Origin of the sequence: Streptomyces sp. NPDC005423 (genome assembly GCF_040606415.1) — a bacterium.
GTDB lineage: Bacteria > Actinomycetota > Actinomycetes > Streptomycetales > Streptomycetaceae > Streptomyces.
Genome location: NZ_JBEXET010000009.1, coordinates 174,691 through 193,089, shown reverse-complemented (window position 1 = coordinate 193,089; position 18,399 = coordinate 174,691). Strand labels below are relative to the sequence as shown.

Sequence of the window (18,399 nt, the reverse complement as noted above, 5' to 3'; positions counted from 1 at the left end):
CCGCAAACTCGTCGACCAACTCGACGACCTGGCAAGGGCGTTGCGGGTGCGCGGGACGGAGTGACCGGCGGGGCGGCGACCTGTCCGCCCCCGGCCTCGCAACCTCGTCCTCGCCGCGCCCGGCGGCGGGCGCACCCACCAGCGCCCGGCCGTGCGCGGAGAGCGCCCCCCGCCCCGTCACGCCGAGCAGTTCCGCCTCGTCCAGGGTCCAGCGGGCCAGCCGGGCGCGCAGGTCCTCGTCGCCGCCGGGGCCCCTCGGCGGACGCTCCCACCGCAGCCGGGCGAGTACCGATTCGGGGGTTGGTGCGGCGCCCTCCGGCAGAATGGAGAGCAGGGTCAGCACCCGGTGGCGTACCTCGGGGGCGGCGGAGCGGTCCAGGCCCGGGCCGAGCGCGGAGAGGGTGCGTTCCTTGGCGTCCCGGCCGCCCACCACGCCGGAGGTGCGGGTCGCCGTCAGCCAGGACTCCGCGAGCAGCGCCCAGCGCCGGGCGGCGGGCCGTTCGAGCCACTCGTCGTAGGCGGGGGTCGCCGCGTACCGCTCGTCCGCCTCGCCGTCGGAGGCCAACAGGCCTGCCGCATAAGCGAGTTCGACCCAGAACGCGGCCACGGGCTCGGCTTGGCCGAGCGCCACGGCGGTCCGCTTCAGGTCGCGGACGCTCAGCCCGCCGGCCCGCAGCACCGCCGGCCCGCCCTCGTCCCACTCCTTCATCAGCTCCTCGACCGTCGACAGCGCGGTGTACGCCTGTCCGGCGGCGGTCGCGTCCACCACGCCGGGCGGGTACGCCGCCTTCGCCGCCACGGCCGGCGGGAACGGTTCCGTCTCCCGGTGCGCGCGCCCGGCCCGCAGGTGCAGCGCCACCTCGCGCGGCAGGACGACCGTCCCCGGCGCCGTCGGCAGCAGCAGCCCCCGGTCCAGCAGCCAGCGCAGCCGGGCCGCCGGATCGGCGGTGACCTGCCCGTACGGCGGCCCCCACACCAGCCGCGACAGCACCTCCAGCGACTCCTCCGGGGCGCCCGCGAGCAGCGCCGCCATCCGCTTGCGGTGCCTGAACAGCTTGGTCAGAGCCTCCACCGCGGACACCGCGTCGTGCGTGGAGGGCAGCCCCGCCGCCGTCACGATCTCCTGGATACGGCCGGGCGACATCCCCGTGGTGGCCTCCGCGACCGTCGGCCCGAGACCGGTCGGCGAGGGGTGCCGCGGTGACGGCGCGAGCAGCTCACGGGCGGTGCGCACCAGCCGGGGCCGGTCCTCGCCGCCCCACACCAGCGCCTGCTCGCGCAGAGTCGCCAGGGCGCGCGGCAGCGCCTCGGCGACGGCCGGATCGCCGCCGTCGCCCGCCATCAGCCCCAGCAGTTCGCCGTACGTCGACGGGTCCGCCGCCACCGCCAGCGCCTGGGCCGTCTGCGCCGCGAAGCGGTCCAGCCGCTCCAGCGCCCGGACGACGGAGGCCCGGGTGCCGGCCCGCGTCGCGAGCTGCGTGAGATCGGTCGGGACGGGGGTGATGAGGTCGGGACGGCTGCGCAGGAGCGCGGCCAGGGAGGCGTCGTCCCGGGCGCGGAGGGCTTCCGCGAGGGATCGAGGCGCTGCCGGCTTCTCCTCGGTGCTCATCCGACTCACGGTAGCGGGTGCCTGTGACGCGGAGGGCTCGCGCATGCCGCCGGAGTTCCCGCGGTGGCGCCCGCTGGCGGTAACGTCTGACCCCACGGGGCATCCAACGCGCCAGCCCCGGAGGGGACTTCGTGGGTATCGAGAGCGACCAGGTCGTCTACGAGTATCTGAGCCGCGTCGGCGACGTGGCCCAGCAGCGGCAACTGCCCTCCTCCACCCGGATGCGGCTCGTCTCGGAGCTGCGCAACGAGATCGACCGGGCCCGCGCCACCACCCCGGCGGACACTCCCGCCGCCGTGCGCCGCATCCTGGCCCGCCTGGGCAGCCCGGACGAGATCGTCGCGGCGGCCGGCGGCGGCACGGGTGGTACCGGCGGCACGGGCGCCACCGAGGCGCCGGCCGCCTCCGTGCCCGTACAGCCGGACCGGGAGAGCGCGGCCGAGCGGCCCAAGGGGCTGCGCCGGGTGGTACCGCGGCCCCGGCAGAGCGGCACTCCGAAGCCGGGCGGCACTTCGCGGCCGGGCGGCGCGGAGCAGGGGCCCGCGGCTCCCGGACCGCCCTCCGACATCCCCTCGCCGCCGCATCTCGCGAGCGCGGCGGAGCTGGGCGGCAGCGCGACCCGGCCCGACTGGTGGCGCGGGGACACCAGCCCGTTCGGGTTGGGCGAGAGCGTGCCCGGGTTCGTCGGCGGGATCGAGATCCCGGAGCTGCTGCGGCCTCCGCCGCCGAAGGAACCCGAGACCGCGGGGAAGTCGGGGGCGCCGACGGGGACAGACGGGACAGCGGGGGCGGTGACGCCGGGCGGGGTGCCCGTGGCCGCCGTGGTGGAGAAGGCGGGGGAGTCCGTCGTCCCCGCCGCTGTCCGCGTCCGCCGCCGCGGGCTGCCCCGGCTGCCCACGGGCGGTTGGTCCAACCCGCTGCTCCTGCTCGCCGCCGCGCTGCTCGTCGGGGGCGCCGTGCTCGGCAACTGGTTCGCACTGCTGCTCGGCTGGGCCATCGCCTACGGTTCGCGGCGGCTGACGCAGGCCGAGACGAAGACGGCGGTGATGTACCTGCCGGGCGCGGCCGTCGCCGCCGGACTGGTCTGGCTGTGGGGCCGCGACGACGGCCGCTGGGGCACTCCCGTCGCCCAGGGCCACATGAGCGACGCGATCGGCCAGACCTGGCCCTGGGTGGTGCGCGGCGCGGCCGTCGCGTCGGCGCTGTACCTGGCGTGGCGGTCGCAGCGGCGCCGGTAGCGGCGCCGGTAGCGGTAGTCGGGGCGTGCATGGGGATCACGGCAGGGGCGGGCCCGGGCACGGCCGAGGCAAGGCAGGCGGCGAGGCAGGCCTGAGCGAGGCAAAGCGGCGAGGCAGGCCAGGGCGGGGTGGGCCGGAGCGAACCCGGCCGGAGCGAGGCGGGCCGGAGCGAGGCAGGCCGGGGCGAGGCGGGGCTGTCGTAGGCACTGGGCACAATGGGCCGTATGACCGCGCCCTCTGAGACTGCCCCCGCCGCACCAGCCGCAGCCCCGACCCCCGCCCATGAGCGCGACGGTGCCGGCGGTCGCGACCGTGTGCTGACCGTGGGGTTCGATCTCGACATGACGCTCATCGACTCCCGGCCCGGTATCCACGCCTGTTACCGGGCGCTGTCCGAGCGGACGGGCGCGTACATCGACGCCGATCTGGCGGTCACCCGGCTCGGGCCGCCGCTCGCGGACGAGCTGGTCAACTGGTTCCCGGCGGAGGAGGTGCCCGCTGTGGCGGACCTCTACCGCGCGATGTACCCGTCGATCGCCATCACCGCGACCCCCGCGCTGCCCGGCGCCCGCGAGGCGATCGAGGCCGTACGGTCCGCGGGCGGCCGGGCGGTCGTCGTCACCGCCAAATACGAGCCCAACGCGAAGCTGCACCTGGCGCATCTGGGCATCGACGCCGACGCCGTGATCGGCGATCTGTGGGCCGAGCAGAAGGCGCGGGCGCTGCGCGAGGAGGGCGCGAGCGTCTACGTCGGCGACCACGTCGGAGACGTGCGCGGCGCCCGTACCGCCGACGCCCTGTCGGTCGCCGTGGCGACCGGGCCGTGCGACGCGGACGAACTGCGCGCGGCCGGCGCGGACGTCGTGCTCGGCGCTCTCACCGACTTCCCGCGATGGCTTTCGGACTACCTTCCGGCCCGCGCCTGACGGCGCCCCGCGGCGACGGACCGGAGCACGCCGGCGGTCGCGATCAGGAATCCGACCGCCATCAGCATGCTCAGGAGGTACATGTACGTCGGAAAGGGCGTGGTGCCGAGCAGCAGCGGTATTACCGTGACGAGAGTGGCCACGGCACCGGCGAAGAAGACCAGGGCACCGGCACGGATCAGCCGGTCGCCCGGGCCGGCGGAATTCGTTTGGGTTTTGTCACGCACCGCACCAGGGTAGTTCCCAGCGCGAAGGAACAGCCGGGTGACGTCTTGTCACCGGCTCCAAGACCATTAGCCTGGGAACCGGCGGGTCGTCACGACCCGCCCCCGTGCTATCAGGACCGGTTCCGGAGCGGTTCCGCACCGTTTTCCCAGCGTGTTCCCAGCAGTTTTCCGACGAGGACGAGGACGAGGTTCACTCCATGCCGACGGGCAAGGTCAAGTGGTTCAACACCGAGAAGGGCTTCGGCTTTCTCTCCCGCGACGACGGCGGTGACGTCTTCGTCCATTCCTCGGTCCTGCCCGCCGGAGTCGAAGCCCTCAAGCCGGGCCAGCGCGTGGAGTTCGGAGTCGTCGCCGGTCAACGCGGCGACCAGGCCCTTTCGGTCATCCTGCTCGACCCGACCCCCTCGGTCGCGGCGGCCCAGCGCAAGAAGCCGGACGAACTCGCCTCCATCGTCCAGGATTTGACGACCCTCCTGGAGAACATCACGCCGATGCTGGAGAAGGGCCGCTATCCGGAGAAGACGTCCGGCAAGAAGATCGCGGGCCTCCTGCGCGCGGTCGCCGACCAGTTGGACGTATAGCCGCACAGCCGCGCAGCCATTCAACGGGCTTGCGGACTAAGGGAATTCGAGAGCGCCGGGCCCGAGGGGCGGTACCAGCCCCTCGGCCGCCGCGCGGGTCAGCAGACCGCGGACCGCCGCTAGGCCGTCGTCGCCGAGGTCGGCGGTGAACTCGTTGACGTAGAGGCCGATGTGCTGGTCGGCGACGGACGGGTCCATCTCCTGGGCGTGCGCCATGACATACGGGCGGGAGGCCTCGGGGTCGTCCCAGGCGGCGCGCACCGAGGCCCGGACGGAGTCGGCGAGCCGGGTCAGCGCCGGTGCGCCGAGCGTCCGCCGGGCGATGATCGCGCCCAGCGGGATCGGCAGCCCGGTGGTCTCCTCCCAGTGCTCGCCCATGTCGGCGAGCTTGTGCAGCCCGTAGTTCTGGTAGGTGAAACGTGCCTCGTGGATGACGAGTCCCGCGTCCACCTTCCCGTCCCGCACGGCCGGCATGATCTCGTGGAACGGCATGACGACGATCTCGCCGACCCCGCCCGGCACGGTGTCCGCGGCCCAGAGCCGGAACAGCAGATACGCCGTCGACCTCTCGCTCGGCACGGCGACCCGGCGGCCGGTCAGGTCGACGCCCGCCTCCCGGGTGAGCACCAGCGGCCCGCACCCCCGCCCCAGCGCGCCCCCGCAGGGCAGCAGCGCGTACCGGTCGAGAACGTAGGGCAGGACGGCGTACGACACCTTCAGCACGTCGTGCTCGCCGCGCTCGGCCATGCCGTTGGTGATGTCGATGTCCGCGAACGTCACGTCGAGCGCGGGCGCGTCCGGCACCCGGCCGTGGGCGAGGGCGTCGAAGACGAACGTGTCGTTCGGGCAGGGCGAGTAGGCGATCCGCAGCGGCCGGCTCTCAGGACTCATGGGGGTTCCAACTCTCCAGTACGGGCGCGAACTTCGCGAAGCCCGCCGTCAGCGCCGTCAGCGCGTCGCCGATGCGCCAGGCGGCGCGGTTGCGCGGGCCGACGGGGTTGGAGACCGCGCGTATCTCCAGCACGGGCAGGTGGTGGGCGGCGGCCGCCTCGGCGACGCCGAAGCCCTCCATGGCCTCCGCGAGGGCCCGGGGGTGGCGGGCGCGCAGCTGCGCGGCGCGGGCGGCCGTGCCGGTCACCGTGGAGACGGTGAGCACGGTTCCGGTCAGGGCGCCGGCCGCGGTCGCCAGGTCTCGTACGAGTGCATCCGGCGGACGGTGGGTGACGGTGCCGAAGCCCAGTTCGGTGACCGGGAGGAAGCCGTCCGAGGTCTCGGCGCCCAGGTCGGCGGCGGTGATCTCGTCGGCGAGCACGAGGCTGCCGACGGGCGCTTCGGGCTGGAAGCCGCCGCCGATCCCGGCGGAGACGACGAGGTCGTAGGGGGTGCCCGCGAGGGCGGCGGCGGCGAGGGCCGTGGCGGTGTGGGCGGCGGCGCGGGCGGGGCCCACACCGACGGCGATGACGCTGATGCCCTCACCCGTCAACGCCCGCGCCACCGCGTCCCGTTCGGCCGGGACGGCGGTGGCTGCCAGGACACGGGGGCGGAGCGTGGTCAGGAGGCCTTCTTGAACTTGAAGGACCACAGGCCCTTGACCGTCTTGTCGCCCTCCTTGATGGAGACGACGGTCGAGCTGCCGGTCGCGCCGTACTGCGAGTTGAAGAACACGCTGCCGGGGATCGTCCGGTACGTCTTCTTGCTGGTGTCGGTGAGCGGCTGGCCGTTCATCAGGATCGTCCAGGAGCCGTCGGCGATCTTCGGGTCCACCCCGAAGCGCACCGTGGCGTCCGGGTCGACCGTCAGGGTCACCTTGGCCTTCAGGCACTTCGTCAGGTCGGCGGTCTTCACCGCGTCGCCGTCGTTGTAGCAGGTGGCCTCCGTGTGGACCGAGTCCCTGCCGACGGTGACCGTCGAGATCGGCGTCGGCTTGTCGCAGGCCGACAGGACGAGCAGTCCGGCGGAAACGGCACCGGCGGCGGCGACGGCGCGGCGGCGTCGCACAGCGGATTGCATGGTCATGGGGCGAAGGCTATCGGGCCGGTCGGGTCCGCTCCGCACGCGGGGTGCGGCGTGGCCCGGCGTTACGCCACTCGCGGCCGTCCGCCACTGCCGTGCCGGGCCGAGGCGAGCAGGCCGCGCAGGGTGGTCAGCCAGCCCAGGGCGATCACCGCGGCGGCGAGGAGGAAGCCCAGCGCGCCGTTCAGGGGCATCACGATGCCGATCGCGCCGCCGAGCACCCAGGCCATCTGGAGCATCGTCTCGGAGCGGGCGAACGCCGAGGTCCGCACCGCCTCGGGCACGTCCCGCTGGATCAGCGCGTCCAGCGACAGCTTGGCCAGCGCCTGGCAGAACCCGGCGACCGCCGCGAGACAGGCGACCAGGAACGCGCCGAAGAAGATCGCCGCGACGATCGCCGCGCCCAGCACCAGCCCCATCACCGTCACGATGATGATCTCCGGCGCGCGCTGCCGCAGCCACGAACCGACCGCGGTGCCCACCGCGTTGCCGACGCCCGCCGCGACGGCGACTATCCCGAGCGAGACGGCGGCGCTCTGGCCGGTCATCGGATGCTCGCGCAGCAGGAACGCCAGGAAGAAGGTGAGGAAGCCGGAGAGCCAGCGCAGGGCCGCGTTGGCGCCCAGGGCGTGGGTGACGGCCATCCCGACCGTGCGCAGTCCCGGCCGCTTGACCGACTTGAGGTGGGGGCCGTGCAGATGCTCCTCGTCCGCCGCGAGGAGGGCGGTGTCCTCGCCCTTGGCGGAGTCGACCTTGGGGTCGAGGGAGAACGACAGGACCGTACCGGCCACGAAGATCACGAACGCGCCGTAGAGCGGCCAGGGGTCGCCGACGGCGTGCAGGCCGCCCGCGATGGGCGCGGCGACGCCGGTGGCGAGGAGTCCGGCGAGGGTGACCCGGGAGTTCGCCTTCACCAGGGAGACGCGCGGCGGCAGCAGCCGGGGCACCACGGCACTTCTGACGACTCCGTACGCCTTCGAGGCGACCAGCGCCCCCAGGGCGGCCGGATACAGCTCCAGGCTGCCGGTGGCGACCGCGCCGGAGATGATCAGCGCGAGCAGGGCGCGGGCGAGCATCGCGGCGGCCATCGCGGCGCGGCGGCCGTGCGGGAGCTTGTCCAGGAGGGGGCCGATGACCGGGGCGAGGACCGTGAAGGGCGCCATCGTGATGGCGAGGTAGAGCGCGACCCGGCCGCGGGCCTCGTCGGTGGGGACCGAGAAGAAGACGGTGGAGGCGAGGGCGACGGTGATCATGACGTCGCCGGCGCCGTTCACCGCGTGCAGTTCGATGAGCCGGCCGAGGCCGGACTCGCCGGCGCCGTGCGCGTGGGTCGCCTTGCGGATGCCCCGGGCGGCCCCCGTCACCGGCAGGTGCAGGGCATGACCGACCGCGCGGACGGCACCGCTGATTCGGCCCGATCCGCCACCTCGGATGCTCCCCTTGGCCCCACCGACCCCGGTGGCACCTTGGGGCGACCTCGCGGCTGCCACCCCGTCATAGTGCCCCGAGAACGGCGAACGTAGTGCCGTTACCGCGCCTATAGGGGCTGAGCGGGGCCGCGAACCAGGCTGCGGCACGCGCCTGTGGTGCTGGGCGGGCCGGATGTGTGAGGGGTTTGTGCGGGCTGCGGGGCGGGGCCGGCACGGGTGTACGCGGTCCGTGGGGAAGGTCGGTGCAGGGTTCTCGCCGGCCGGGGAGAGGTCGGCGCGCCGGGTGAACCGGCCGTCGGTGTGGGCGCACGCGCCGGAAGAAGGTAGCGTGCGTAGCGCGCCGTGGCGGTTGTTCTCGGCCGCGCGCCTCTCGGCCATCCCGCAGAATGGATGGCGTAGGTGCGCCCGAGCGCGATCGGGCGCGGACGTCGACGCGGCCCTCCTCCCGTCCTGCCGGACCTGGGAGGCGCATTTCAGCCGCTCCGTCCGCACCCCTCGCCAGAACCGGCGCACCCGTGAGACGGCGTAGGAGAGAAGCGATACCTGTGAGCGCAGCGACCACGCGAAGCCGCACCCCTGACCGTCTGTGCGCCGAGGCCGTCGGCCTCGCCCGCTCCGCAGCCGAGGAGGCCGCCGCCCCCGGCGTCGTCGGCGAGCAGGCGGGACTCCAGTCCGAGGGCGACCGCGTGGTCACGCACTTCTTCGAGTGCAAGGAGTTCGGCTACCGGGGCTGGCGCTGGGCGGTGACGGTCGCCCGCGCGTCCCGCGCCAAACTGGTGACCCTGAACGAGGTGGTCCTCCTGCCCGGCCCGGACGCGCTGCTGGCGCCGGAGTGGGTGCCGTGGAGCGAGCGGCTGCGCCCCGGGGACATGGGTCCCGGCGACCTCCTGCCGACGGACGCCGAGGATCTGCGCCTGGAACCCGGTTACTCCGGCGAGGACGAGCCGCCGCCCACCTCCGTCGTCTCGGCGGAGCTGGCCGAGCTCGCCGAGGCGGAGGACGCCGAGGTGACGCCCGGCTCACCGGCGAGCCTGCCGGCGGTCCCCACCCGCGGTTCGATCGCGGCGGTCGCCGAGGAGCTCGGCATGCGCCGCGCCCGGGTCCTCTCCCGTTACGGCCTGCATGTCGCCGCAGACCGCTGGGAGGAGTCCTTCGGCGCCGAGACCCCGATGGCGCAGGCGGCTCCGGCGTCCTGTGGCAGCTGTGGCTTCCTCGCGCCGATCGGCGGCTCCCTGGGCCAGGCGTTCGGGGTCTGCGCCAACGAGTTCTCCCCGGCCGACGGCCGGGTCGTCTCCTTGTCGTACGGCTGCGGGGGCCACTCCGAGGCCGCCGTCATGCCGAAGCCCCCGGTCCCGCCGCCTCCGGTGATCGACGAGACCCGGGTGGACCCCTTCCCGCTGCGCCCGGCGGCGGACGCGGGTTCGGTGTCCGCCGACTCCGACGAGGACGCGGGGGAGCTGGGGCACTCGTAGGGCTGCGCGGTGGGCCGGCGCCCCGGGGGCGTCGTGGCTCACGCGTCGGAGGGCTGACCGGCACCCCGTGTCCCGCCAGAAAGCGTGACACTCGGAGCGGAAGTGTCACGCTTTCGCAGCCGCACTGCCCTCCGCCTTGGGGCCGCGGGGGGAGTTGGGGCCCAGGTAAGGCTGCTGCGCGGTGCGCGGTGGGGTGGGCCGACCGGACGGGCCTGGTGGCGTGTACGCGTCGGCTGGCTGACCCGGCACCCCCTGTCCCGCCAGAAAGCGTGACACTCGGAGCGGAAGTGTCACGCTTTCGCAGCCGCACCCCTCCCCCCACCGCGTCGGCGGCCTTGATGACGTGCGCCTCCGATCGCCGGTCGGAGGTCCGGGCCGCGGTCTCCCCGCCGCGCGGTACCTTCGTGGTCACGCCGATGAGGAGAGTGAACGTACGTGAGCAAGTTCGTGCGGCCCGCTGCCGAGGGGGCCGATCCGTTCGGCACCGCCCGTCTGCGTCGCGGCGTGCTGGATGCCTGGGCCGCCGGCCCGGCCCGGTTCCGGGAGGACGCCAACGCCGAGGAGGACCTGGTCCTCGGCGGGTACCGGGACCGGCTCGTCGTCGAGCTCGCGCAGAACGCCGCCGACGCCGCCGCCCGGGCCGGCGTACCGGGACGGTTGCGGCTCACCCTCCGCGACGGCGTCCTGTGCGCCGCGAACACCGGCGCCCCGCTCGACGCGGCCGGTGCCGAATCGCTCTCCACGCTCCGCGCCTCCGCCAAGCGCGACGCCCCCGACAGCGCCGTCGGCCGCTTCGGCGTCGGCTTCGCCGCCGTGGTCGCCGTGACCGACGAGCCCGCCGTCGTCGGCCGGCACGGCGGTGTCCGGTGGTCCCTCGCCGAGGCCCGCGGACTCGCCACGGACACCGCCCGGAACAGCCCGGGACTGGGCGACGAGATCCGCCGGCGGGACGGCCATGTGCCGTTGCTGCGGCTGCCGTTCGCCGCCGAGGGGAGCGCCCCCGAGGGCTACGACACGGTCGTCATCCTCCCGTTGCGCGACCCCGCCGCCGAGGCTCTCGCCGAACGCCTCCTGAGCGCCGTCGACGACGCTCTCCTCCTCGCCCTGCCGGGCCTGGAAGAGGTCGTGGTCGAGGTCGGCGACGACGCGCCCCGCACGCTGCGCAGGCGCGGCGACGGCGCCGACACCGTCGTGGAGGACACCCGTGAGGGCACCACCCGGTGGCGTACGGTCTCCGCGCACGGGACGCTCGCGAAGGAACTGCTCGCCGACCGGCCGGTCGAGGAACGGCTGCGACCGCACTGGTCGGTCACCTGGGCGGTGCCCGTCGACGCCGACGGAACCCCGGCCCGGCCGCGCACCAGCCCCGTCGTCCACGCGCCCACACCGAGCGACGAACCCCTCGGCGTGCCCGCCCTGTTGATCGCGTCCCTGCCGTTGGACACCACTCGCCGGCACGTCGCACCCGGCCCGCTCACCGACTTCGTGGTGCGCTGCGCGGCGGACGCCTACGTCCAACTCCTCGCCGCCTGGCGGCCGGTGACCGAGGGCGTCATCGCGCTGGTACCCGGCCCGCTGGGCAAGGGCGAACTGGACGGCTCGCTGCGCCAGGCGATCCTGGACCGGCTGCCGCGGACCGCGTTCCTGCCGCCCGCAGCCCAATACGGCGACTCCACCGACCCCGCCGAGCACAGCGGTCACCCCGGTCACACCGAGCACAGCGGTCACCCCGGTCGCACCAACGACACCGACCACGCTGATCTCGGCGATCCCGGCGGCCTCGGCGATCCCGGCGCGCTGCCCGAAGCCCTACGGCCCCGCGACGCCGAGATCGTCGAGGGCGCTGGTGCCGACACCGTGCGCGTCCTGGCCGAGGTGCTGCCGACGCTGCTGCCCGCCGGACTCGAACGACGCGTGGAACTGCGGACGTTGGGTGTCTCCCGGGTGCCGCTGACCGACGCGATCGACCGGCTGGCCGGCCTGGAGAAGGAACCCGGCTGGTGGCATCGGCTCTACGAAAGCCTCGCGGGCGTCGACCCGGACCGGCTGTCCGGACTGCCGGTCCCGCTCGCCGGAGGTACCTCCCGGACTTTCGGCGCCAAGGGGCTACGGACGACGATCGGGCCCCGGCAAGTCCTCCTGCCGGGACCGGAAACCGCCCGGGTGGACCCCCGGGTGCTCGCCCGGCTCGGCCTCAAGGTCGCCCACCCGGACGCCGCCCACCCGCTCCTGGAGAAGCTGGGCGCCTTGCCCGCGACGCCGCGCGCGGTCCTCACGACCCCCCAGGTGCGGGCCGCCGTCGCCGCCTCCCTCGACGACGAGGGCGGCGCCGTCTGGGACGAGGACACCCCGGACGCCGAGGAGTTGGCCGACACGGTGCTCGCCCTGGTGCGGGACGCGGGCCTGGAGCCCGGCGACGAACCCTGGCTCGGCGCGCTCGCCCTGCCCGACGAGGACGGCGAACTCTCCCCGGCCGGCGAACTGGTGCTGCCGGGCAGCCCGTTCGCCCAGATCATGCGGGAGGGCGAACTCGCCCTGGTCGACGCCGAACTGGCCGGTCGCTGGGGCGAACAGCCCCTCGCCGCCTGCGGGGTCCTCGCCACCTTCACCCTCGTGCGGGCCACCGACGTGGTCCTCGACCCGGACGAACTGGAGCCCCGCGACGGCGACTTCGCCGAGCCGGACGACGCCGGCCTGCTGGACGCCGTGGACGTCTGGTCGGAGGACGTCCTCGACCGGTTCCCCGACACGCCCGTCCCGCCGGTCGCCACCGAACTCGTCGCCGTACGCGATCTCGACCTCGTCGACGACGACTGCTGGCCGCAGGCGCTCGCCCTGCTCGCCCGGCCGCCGCTGCGCGACGCGCTGACCCAGCCGGTGCGCGTCCTGCTGCCGGACGGCACGCACGAGATCGTAAGGCCCTACACCGCCTGGTGGTTGCGCGGGCACCCGGTGCTCGACGGCCGCCGCCCGGCCGGTCTGCTGGCGGCCGGCGGCGACCCGCTGCTGCGCGGCCTGTACGACGAGGCCGACGCGACCGGCTTCGACGACGAACAGGTGCTCCGGGCGCTCGGCGTACGGACCTCCGTCGCCGCGCTGCTCGCCGAGCCGGGCGGCGCCGCCGAACTGCTCGACCGGCTCGCCGACCCCGCCAGAACGGTGTCGGGCGGTCAACTGCACGCCCTGTACGGCGCGTTGGCCGAGCTGGACCCCGAGCTGGTGACCCTGCCGGACGAACTGCGGGCGGTGCTGGACGGCGAGGTGACCGTCGTCGACGCGGCCGACGCCGTGGTCGTCGACTCACCCGACCTGCTGCCCTTCACGACGGGCGTCCCGCTGCTGCCCGTACGGCCGGCCCGGGCCGCCGAACTGGCGGAACTGTTCCAGGTCCGGCGGCTGAGCGAGTCCGTCACCGGCGAGGTCGGCTCCGAGGGCACCGAACACGGCGTACCGGCGTCCGTGCGCGTGCTGCTCGGACCGCGGACGCCCGCCACCTACGTCGAACACGAGGAACTCCTCGTGGACGGCGTCGAGATCGACTGGCGGCGCACCCGGGACGGCGTGCTGCACGCGGCGACCGTCGAGGGGGTCGCCGCCGGGCTGGCGTGGGCCGCCGGACAGTGGCCGCGGCGGTTCGAGGTGGCGGCGCTGCTCGAAGACCCTTCGCGGACCGAGGAGTTGGCGCGGGACCGGTGGTTCGACTGAGCGGAAGCCGATCTTCACGAACGCCGCGAGAAATGTTCACGAGGTGTACAACCATTCGACCCCGCCACGGATCTGATCACGTGAGTCAACAGACTCGATGATCACTCGGGCCCCGGTGTCACCACGAGCCATGCGGTGGAAGACCCGCCGGGACCCCCTCCATGCAGGGGAACGCATGCGCATACGTCCCATCGTGGCCGCCGTCTCGGGTGCCCTGGCTCTCTCCGCCCTCGCCCTTCCGGCGGCCCACGCCGCCGACGCCCGGCCGAAGGCACCCGCGGACGTCGCCGGCGCCCTGGCCGCGGCCCACTCCGGCACGGGCGTCTCCGCCTACACCGCGGGGGTGGACGGCGAGCCGTACGTCCTGGACGCCTCCTTCTCCAACGTGAAGGTCAACAACGGCAAGAACATCGCCGTCGGTACGACCAACGTCGTCAAGGTGCCGGTCTCCTTCAAGCTGACCCACGGCGCCGACGTCAACATCCAGGCCTCCGACTTCGTCGCGGCGATCGACCTCTACCGCGGCTCGTCCTTCGAGGCGTCGGTGTGGGACTTCTCCAGCGACGACGCGACCTGCACGGCCTCGTCCTCGACGGTGGCCTCCTGCACCGCGACCGTCTCCATCGACCCGCTGTTCCTGCTCAACGAGGACGCGGGCGCCTGGAAGGCGGCCGGCTACGCCGTCGCGTTCAACGGCGAGGACCCCAACGACCCGAACCTGGACAACGTGGGCGTCGCGGTGACCGACAAGGTCGGCGCCTTCAACCTCCAGCGCTACTCCAAGCTGACGGTCAACGCCGCCCCGGAGCCGGTGAAGAAGGGCAAGACCGTCACCGTCACCGGCAAGCTGTCCCGCGCCAACTGGGACGACAGCGCCTACCGCGGCTACGCCACCCAGCCGGTCAAGCTCCAGTTCCGCAAGAAGAGCGCCACCACCTACACGACGCTCAAGACCGTCAACACCACCTCGACGGGCACCCTGAAGACCACCACCACGGCGACCGTGGACGGGTACTTCCGCTACAGCTTCGCGGGCACGACGACGACTCCGGCGGTCAGCGCCGCGGGTGACTACGTCGACGTGCAGTAGTCACACCCCGCCCGCCCCGGGGCTCGCACCCGGGGCCGGGCCCTGCCCGCACTGCCCGTACTCCCCGCGCATCGCCACTCATTCGCAATGAGTGCACAAATTTTTCCACCACTTGCACAACCAGTCGCTTCCCTCACGGATCTGATCAGTTGAGTCAACAGACTCCCTGATCACTCGGGCCCCTGCGCCGACGACGAGCCGTGAGGAACGACCAGCGCGCCGGGGCCCCCTTTCTCCACTTGGGGAACGCATGCGCATACGCGCCACCGTGGCCGCCGTCTCCGGCGCCCTGGTTCTCTCCGCCTTCGCCGTACCGGCCGCACAGGCCGCCGACGCCCCGTCCGGCAAGGCCCCGTCCGGGAAGGCCGCGTTCAGCGCCGCCACCGCGGACGGCAGCGCGACCGCAGCCGCGGCGCTCAACGTCACCTTCTCCAACGTCAAGGTCAACAGCGGCAAGGCCGTCGTCGTGGGCGCCTCCGCGAAGGTCTCCGTCCCGGTCACGTACACCCTGACGCACGCCGCGAGCCTCGACACCAGCAGCGCCAACTTCGCCAGCGGCCCGCTCATCTACCGCGGCACCTCGGTCAACAGCCCCACCAACGAGATCATCAGCGACGACCCGGGCACCTGCACCGCCGCGTCGACGACGGTCCTCACCTGCAAGGCCACCATCTACGTCCGCCCGGCCGACGGCGACCTGCTGAACACCGACGCCGGCGCCTGGAAGGCGGGCGGTCTCGCCATCACCTCCGCCGGTGCCACGAAGGTCCAGGGCGACCTGGGCGGCGTCTCCGTCCAGCGCCTCTCCCAGCTCACCGTCGACGCGGCGCCGGAGCCGGTGAAGAAGGGCAAGACCGTCACGGTCACCGGCAAGCTCTCCCGCGCCAACTGGGAGACCAACAAGTACGCCGGCTACGCCACCCAGTCGGTCAAGCTCCAGTTCCGTAAGAAGAGCGCCACCACGTACACCACCCTGAAGACCATCAAGACCACGTCGACGGGGACCCTGAAGACCACCACCACGGCGACGGTCGACGGCTACTACCGGTACAGCTTCGCCGGTACGTCCACCACCCCGGCGGTCAACGCGACGGGCGACTACGTCGACGTGCAGTAGACCCACCCTCGGTGCCCCGCGTCCCCCAGGGGCGCGGGGCACCGCGCGCCCGGCGGCGCCACGGCCCCCGCTACTCCGGCGCCCGCCGCCCCGCCAGTCGCCAGAGGACCTCCAGGGCCGCCGACGCCACCACCGATATCCCCACCGCGATCCACGGCATCGTCACCCCCACCAGCTTGAGCGCGAAGAAGTGCTGGAGCGAGGGAACGATCAGGACGACCATGAACGCGGCGCCCATCGAGACGACCAGGGCGACCCGCCACCAGGTGTACGGGCGGGCGATGATCGCCAGGATCCACAGGGAGATCAGGAACAGCGTCAGCGTCGCCGCGCTCGTCTCCGCTCCCAACGAGCCCGCCCCGGTGTAACGGTGACGGGCGATCAGATACGTCACGAAGGTCGCCACCCCCGCCACCACCCCGCCCGGTACCGAGTACCGCATCACCCGCCGCACGAAGTGGGGCCGTGCCCGTTCCGCGTTGGGCGCGAGGGCGAGGAAGAAGGCCGGGACGCCGATGGTCAGCGTGGACAGCAGGGTCAAATGCCGTGGCAGGAAGGGGTATTCGACCCCCCAGCAGACCACCAGCACGGCCAGCAGCACCGAGTAGACCGTCTTCACCAGGAAGAGCGTCGCCACCCGGGTGATGTTGCCGATCACCCGGCGCCCCTCGGCCACCACCGAAGGCAGCGTCGCGAAACTGTTGTTGAGCAGCACGATCTGCGCGACCGCCCGCGTCGCCTCCGAACCCGACCCCATGGACACCCCGATGTCGGCGTCCTTCAGGGCGAGTACGTCGTTCACCCCGTCCCCGGTCATCGCCACCGTGTGACCGCGGGACTGGAGCGCGCCCACCATCTCCCGCTTCTGCCGCGGGGTGACCCGCCCGAACACCGTGCCGGCGTCGAGCGCGGACGCCAGCTCCGTTTGCCCGGCGGGGAGTTGACGGGCGTCGACCACCTCTCCGGTGAGCCCCAGCTTCCCGGCCACCGCGCCCACCGACACCGCGTTGTCACCGGAGATCACCTTGGCCCGGACGTCCTGCTCGGCGAAGTAGCGCAAGGTCTCGGCCGCGTCGGGCCGCAGCCGCTGCTCCAGGACGACCAGCGCGGTGGGCGCGGCCCCGCGCGCCACCTCGGCGGCGTCCAGGCGGCCCGAGGCGCGGGCCAGCAGCAGCACCCGCAGCCCCTCCTCGTTCAGCCGTTCGGTCTCGGCCAGCGCCGGATCGTCGTCGGCGAGCAGCACGTCGGGGGCGCCGAGCAGCCAGGTGCCGGACCGCCCGTCGCCCTCGTCGAAGGACGCCCCGCCGTACTTGCGGGCCGAGGAGAACGGCAGCGACTCCTCGCACCGCCAGCCCGCCTCGTCCGGGCAGGCGGCGGCGACCGCCCGCAGCGACGCGTTCGGCCGCGGGTCCGCCGCCCCGAGCGCGCCGAGCACCCGGCGTACGTACGGCTCGTAGGCGCCCCCCAGGGTCCGCAGCTCGGTGACGTCCATGCCGCCCTCGGTGAGGGTGCCGGTCTTGTCGAGACAGACGGTGTCGATGCGGGCGAGGCCCTCGATGGCCGGAAGCTCCTGCACCAGGCACTGTTTCCGGCCAAGACGGATCACGCCGATGGCGAAGGCGACCGAGGTGAGCAGTACCAGCCCCTCCGGGACCATCGGCACGATGCCGCCCACGGTCCGTGCGACGGAGTCCTTGAACCCGTGCTGCTTGACGACGAGTTGGCTGATGACCAGGCCGATCGCGGTCGGGATCATCATCCACGTCACGTACTTGAGGATGGTGGAGATGCCGGTGCGCAGCTCGGAGTGGACGAGGGTGAACCGGGAAGCGTCCTCGGCGAGTTGGGCGGCGTAGGCCTCGCGGCCGACCTTCCTCGCCCGGAAGGCACCGCCGCCCGCGACGACGAAGCTGCCCGACATGACCTGGTCGCCGGGGTGCTTGACGACCGGGTCGGCCTCGCCGGTCAGCAGTGACTCGTCGATCTCCAGGCCGTCCGCCTCGACGCACTCCCCGTCGACCACGACCTTGTCGCCCGGCCCGATCTCGATCACGTCGCCGAGCACGAGCTCCGAGGTGTCGACGGCGACGGCGGCCCCGTCCCGGCGCACGGTCGGTCTCGACTCGCCGATCACGGCCAGCGAGTCCAGCGTCTGCTTCGCCCGCCACTCCTGGACGATGCCGATACCGGTGTTGGCGAGGATCACGTACCCGAACAGGCTGTCCTGGAACGGCGCGACGAAGAGCATGACCACCCAGAGCACACCGATGATGGCGTTGAACCGGGTGAAGACGTTGGCCCGGACGATCTCGACCACCGACCGGCTGCTGCGCACCGGCACGTCGTTGACCTCGCCCCGCGCCACCCGCTCGGAGACCTCGGCGGCGGTGAGCCCTCTGGCCCGCCCCGGGAGAGGCACCGGGTGCACAGGGTCGAGTTCGGCACCCGCGTCGATGTGCGTCATGCGTTCGACGGTACGTGCGGATCTACCGGTTCACCCGCCGAGTGCCCGGAAGATCCGACCTGGGGAGGACGGTCGGCGCGGCCGGGTGATGCGGTGGTTGTACGGGGGCGTCGTCACTCGGCGGCGGCGGAGGGGCCGGGGCCGGCGGGACGGGCAGGGCCGTCGGAGCCTTCGGGGACATCAGGGCCTTCGGGGCCGGCGGGGTCGGCCGCCGCCCGCTTCAGCGCCGCGTCGCGCCCCCGGACGTACCAGATGCCGATGAGCCCGAGACCGGTCCCGGCCAGGCAGGTCCACAGCCACCACAGGTGCCCGTGGCGGTCGAACCAGCCGTAGAACGGGAGCTGTGCCAGGAAGAGGACGAACCAGAGGATCGTGCCGCCCGTGACGGTGGCGACGACGGGGCCCTCCAGGGGCTCCGGCGCCTCGTGTGTCGGTGTCCGCTTCGCCATGGCCACAGCTTACGAGGCGCTGCCCCGGAGGCGATCGGGGCCGGGGGCCCACGGGTGTCTACGCGCGGAGATAGCGTC

General features: G+C 73.5%; 14 protein-coding genes and 1 pseudogene. 7 read left to right on the top strand and 8 right to left on the bottom strand.

The features are described from left to right. Positions 1 to 1,609, bottom strand: a pseudogene (locus tag ABZT12_RS13795) (DNA-binding protein); the annotation flags it as partial. Positions 1,610 to 1,740: 131 nt separating this feature from the next. On the opposite strand from ABZT12_RS13795, the gene ABZT12_RS13790 reads away from it, so the two are divergent. Further along, positions 1,741 to 2,847, top strand: a complete 1,107-nt coding sequence (locus ABZT12_RS13790; protein WP_356382351.1) for a hypothetical protein — start codon at positions 1,741 to 1,743, stop codon at positions 2,845 to 2,847. 224 nt (positions 2,848 to 3,071) lie between these two features. After that, entirely contained in the window at positions 3,072 to 3,773 is a 702-nt protein-coding gene (locus ABZT12_RS13785; RefSeq protein WP_356382348.1) for a haloacid dehalogenase-like hydrolase, read from the top strand. On the opposite strand, the gene ABZT12_RS13780 is transcribed toward ABZT12_RS13785, so the two are convergent. Further along, positions 3,752 to 4,000: a hypothetical protein gene (locus tag ABZT12_RS13780; RefSeq protein ID WP_356382345.1), complete on the bottom strand. Its 249-nt coding sequence runs from the start codon at positions 3,998 to 4,000 to the stop codon at positions 3,752 to 3,754. The two genes, ABZT12_RS13785 and ABZT12_RS13780, sit on opposite strands and share 22 nt — an antisense overlap. Before the next feature lie 197 nt (positions 4,001 to 4,197). Between ABZT12_RS13780 and ABZT12_RS13775 the strand changes: the two genes are divergently transcribed. Continuing rightward, positions 4,198 to 4,581 (top strand): cold-shock protein, encoded by a 384-nt coding sequence (locus ABZT12_RS13775; protein WP_356382342.1) that lies wholly within the window; start codon positions 4,198 to 4,200, stop codon positions 4,579 to 4,581. A 36-nt stretch (positions 4,582 to 4,617) separates the two neighbouring features. Here the strand turns inward: ABZT12_RS13775 and ABZT12_RS13770 are convergent, their stop codons facing one another. The 4 genes from ABZT12_RS13770 to ABZT12_RS13755 form a co-directional block, all read right to left on the bottom strand. After that, positions 4,618 to 5,472, bottom strand: a complete 855-nt coding sequence (locus ABZT12_RS13770) for a 1,4-dihydroxy-6-naphthoate synthase (protein WP_356382339.1) — start codon at positions 5,470 to 5,472, stop codon at positions 4,618 to 4,620. Beyond that, positions 5,462 to 6,163: a futalosine hydrolase gene (locus ABZT12_RS13765; protein WP_356382336.1), complete on the bottom strand. Its 702-nt coding sequence runs from the start codon at positions 6,161 to 6,163 to the stop codon at positions 5,462 to 5,464. Before ABZT12_RS13765 ends, ABZT12_RS13770 begins: the two co-directional genes overlap by 11 nt. Next, positions 6,133 to 6,597: a DUF2771 domain-containing protein gene (locus ABZT12_RS13760; protein ID WP_356382333.1), complete on the bottom strand. Its 465-nt coding sequence runs from the start codon at positions 6,595 to 6,597 to the stop codon at positions 6,133 to 6,135. Before ABZT12_RS13760 ends, ABZT12_RS13765 begins: the two co-directional genes overlap by 31 nt. A gap of 62 nt (positions 6,598 to 6,659) precedes the next feature. Continuing rightward, positions 6,660 to 8,084 carry an MFS transporter gene (locus ABZT12_RS13755; protein ID WP_356382331.1) on the bottom strand — a complete coding sequence of 475 codons (1,425 nt, stop codon included), beginning with the start codon at positions 8,082 to 8,084 and terminating at the stop codon, positions 6,660 to 6,662. A 485-nt stretch (positions 8,085 to 8,569) separates the two neighbouring features. On the opposite strand from ABZT12_RS13755, the gene ABZT12_RS13750 reads away from it, so the two are divergent. From ABZT12_RS13750 to ABZT12_RS13735, 4 genes are all read left to right on the top strand, one after another. Beyond that, positions 8,570 to 9,496, top strand: coding sequence for a DUF3027 domain-containing protein (locus ABZT12_RS13750; protein WP_356382328.1), 927 nt, complete (start codon positions 8,570 to 8,572; stop codon positions 9,494 to 9,496). A gap of 435 nt (positions 9,497 to 9,931) precedes the next feature. After that, positions 9,932 to 13,201 (top strand): molecular chaperone Hsp90, encoded by a 3,270-nt coding sequence (locus ABZT12_RS13745; RefSeq protein ID WP_356382325.1) that lies wholly within the window; start codon positions 9,932 to 9,934, stop codon positions 13,199 to 13,201. 175 nt (positions 13,202 to 13,376) lie between these two features. Next, positions 13,377 to 14,291: a hypothetical protein gene (locus ABZT12_RS13740; RefSeq protein WP_356382322.1), complete on the top strand. Its 915-nt coding sequence runs from the start codon at positions 13,377 to 13,379 to the stop codon at positions 14,289 to 14,291. A gap of 250 nt (positions 14,292 to 14,541) precedes the next feature. Continuing rightward, entirely contained in the window at positions 14,542 to 15,408 is an 867-nt protein-coding gene (locus ABZT12_RS13735) for a hypothetical protein (protein ID WP_356382319.1), read from the top strand. Between the two features lie 70 nt (positions 15,409 to 15,478). Here ABZT12_RS13735 and ABZT12_RS13730 read toward each other — a convergent pair whose 3' ends face one another. Together ABZT12_RS13730 and ABZT12_RS13725 are read right to left on the bottom strand one after the other, a co-directional pair. Then, entirely contained in the window at positions 15,479 to 17,872 is a 2,394-nt protein-coding gene (locus tag ABZT12_RS13730) for an HAD-IC family P-type ATPase (RefSeq protein ID WP_356382316.1), read from the bottom strand. Between the two features lie 113 nt (positions 17,873 to 17,985). After that, positions 17,986 to 18,321 (bottom strand): DUF2530 domain-containing protein, encoded by a 336-nt coding sequence (locus tag ABZT12_RS13725; RefSeq protein ID WP_356382313.1) that lies wholly within the window; start codon positions 18,319 to 18,321, stop codon positions 17,986 to 17,988. Between the last annotated feature and the right edge of the window lie 78 nt (positions 18,322 to 18,399).

Coding starts and splice junctions, on each gene's coding strand:
- ABZT12_RS13730 (WP_356382316.1), bottom strand. CDS start 17,872: ATGACGCACATCGACGCGGGTGCCGAACTCGACCCTGTGCACCCGGTG.
- ABZT12_RS13740 (WP_356382322.1), top strand. CDS start 13,377: ATGCGCATACGTCCCATCGTGGCCGCCGTCTCGGGTGCCCTGGCTCTC.
- ABZT12_RS13775 (WP_356382342.1), top strand. CDS start 4,198: ATGCCGACGGGCAAGGTCAAGTGGTTCAACACCGAGAAGGGCTTCGGC.
- ABZT12_RS13770 (WP_356382339.1), bottom strand. CDS start 5,472: ATGAGTCCTGAGAGCCGGCCGCTGCGGATCGCCTACTCGCCCTGCCCG.
- ABZT12_RS13735 (WP_356382319.1), top strand. CDS start 14,542: ATGCGCATACGCGCCACCGTGGCCGCCGTCTCCGGCGCCCTGGTTCTC.
- ABZT12_RS13725 (WP_356382313.1), bottom strand. CDS start 18,321: ATGGCGAAGCGGACACCGACACACGAGGCGCCGGAGCCCCTGGAGGGC.
- ABZT12_RS13785 (WP_356382348.1), top strand. CDS start 3,072: ATGACCGCGCCCTCTGAGACTGCCCCCGCCGCACCAGCCGCAGCCCCG.
- ABZT12_RS13760 (WP_356382333.1), bottom strand. CDS start 6,597: ATGACCATGCAATCCGCTGTGCGACGCCGCCGCGCCGTCGCCGCCGCC.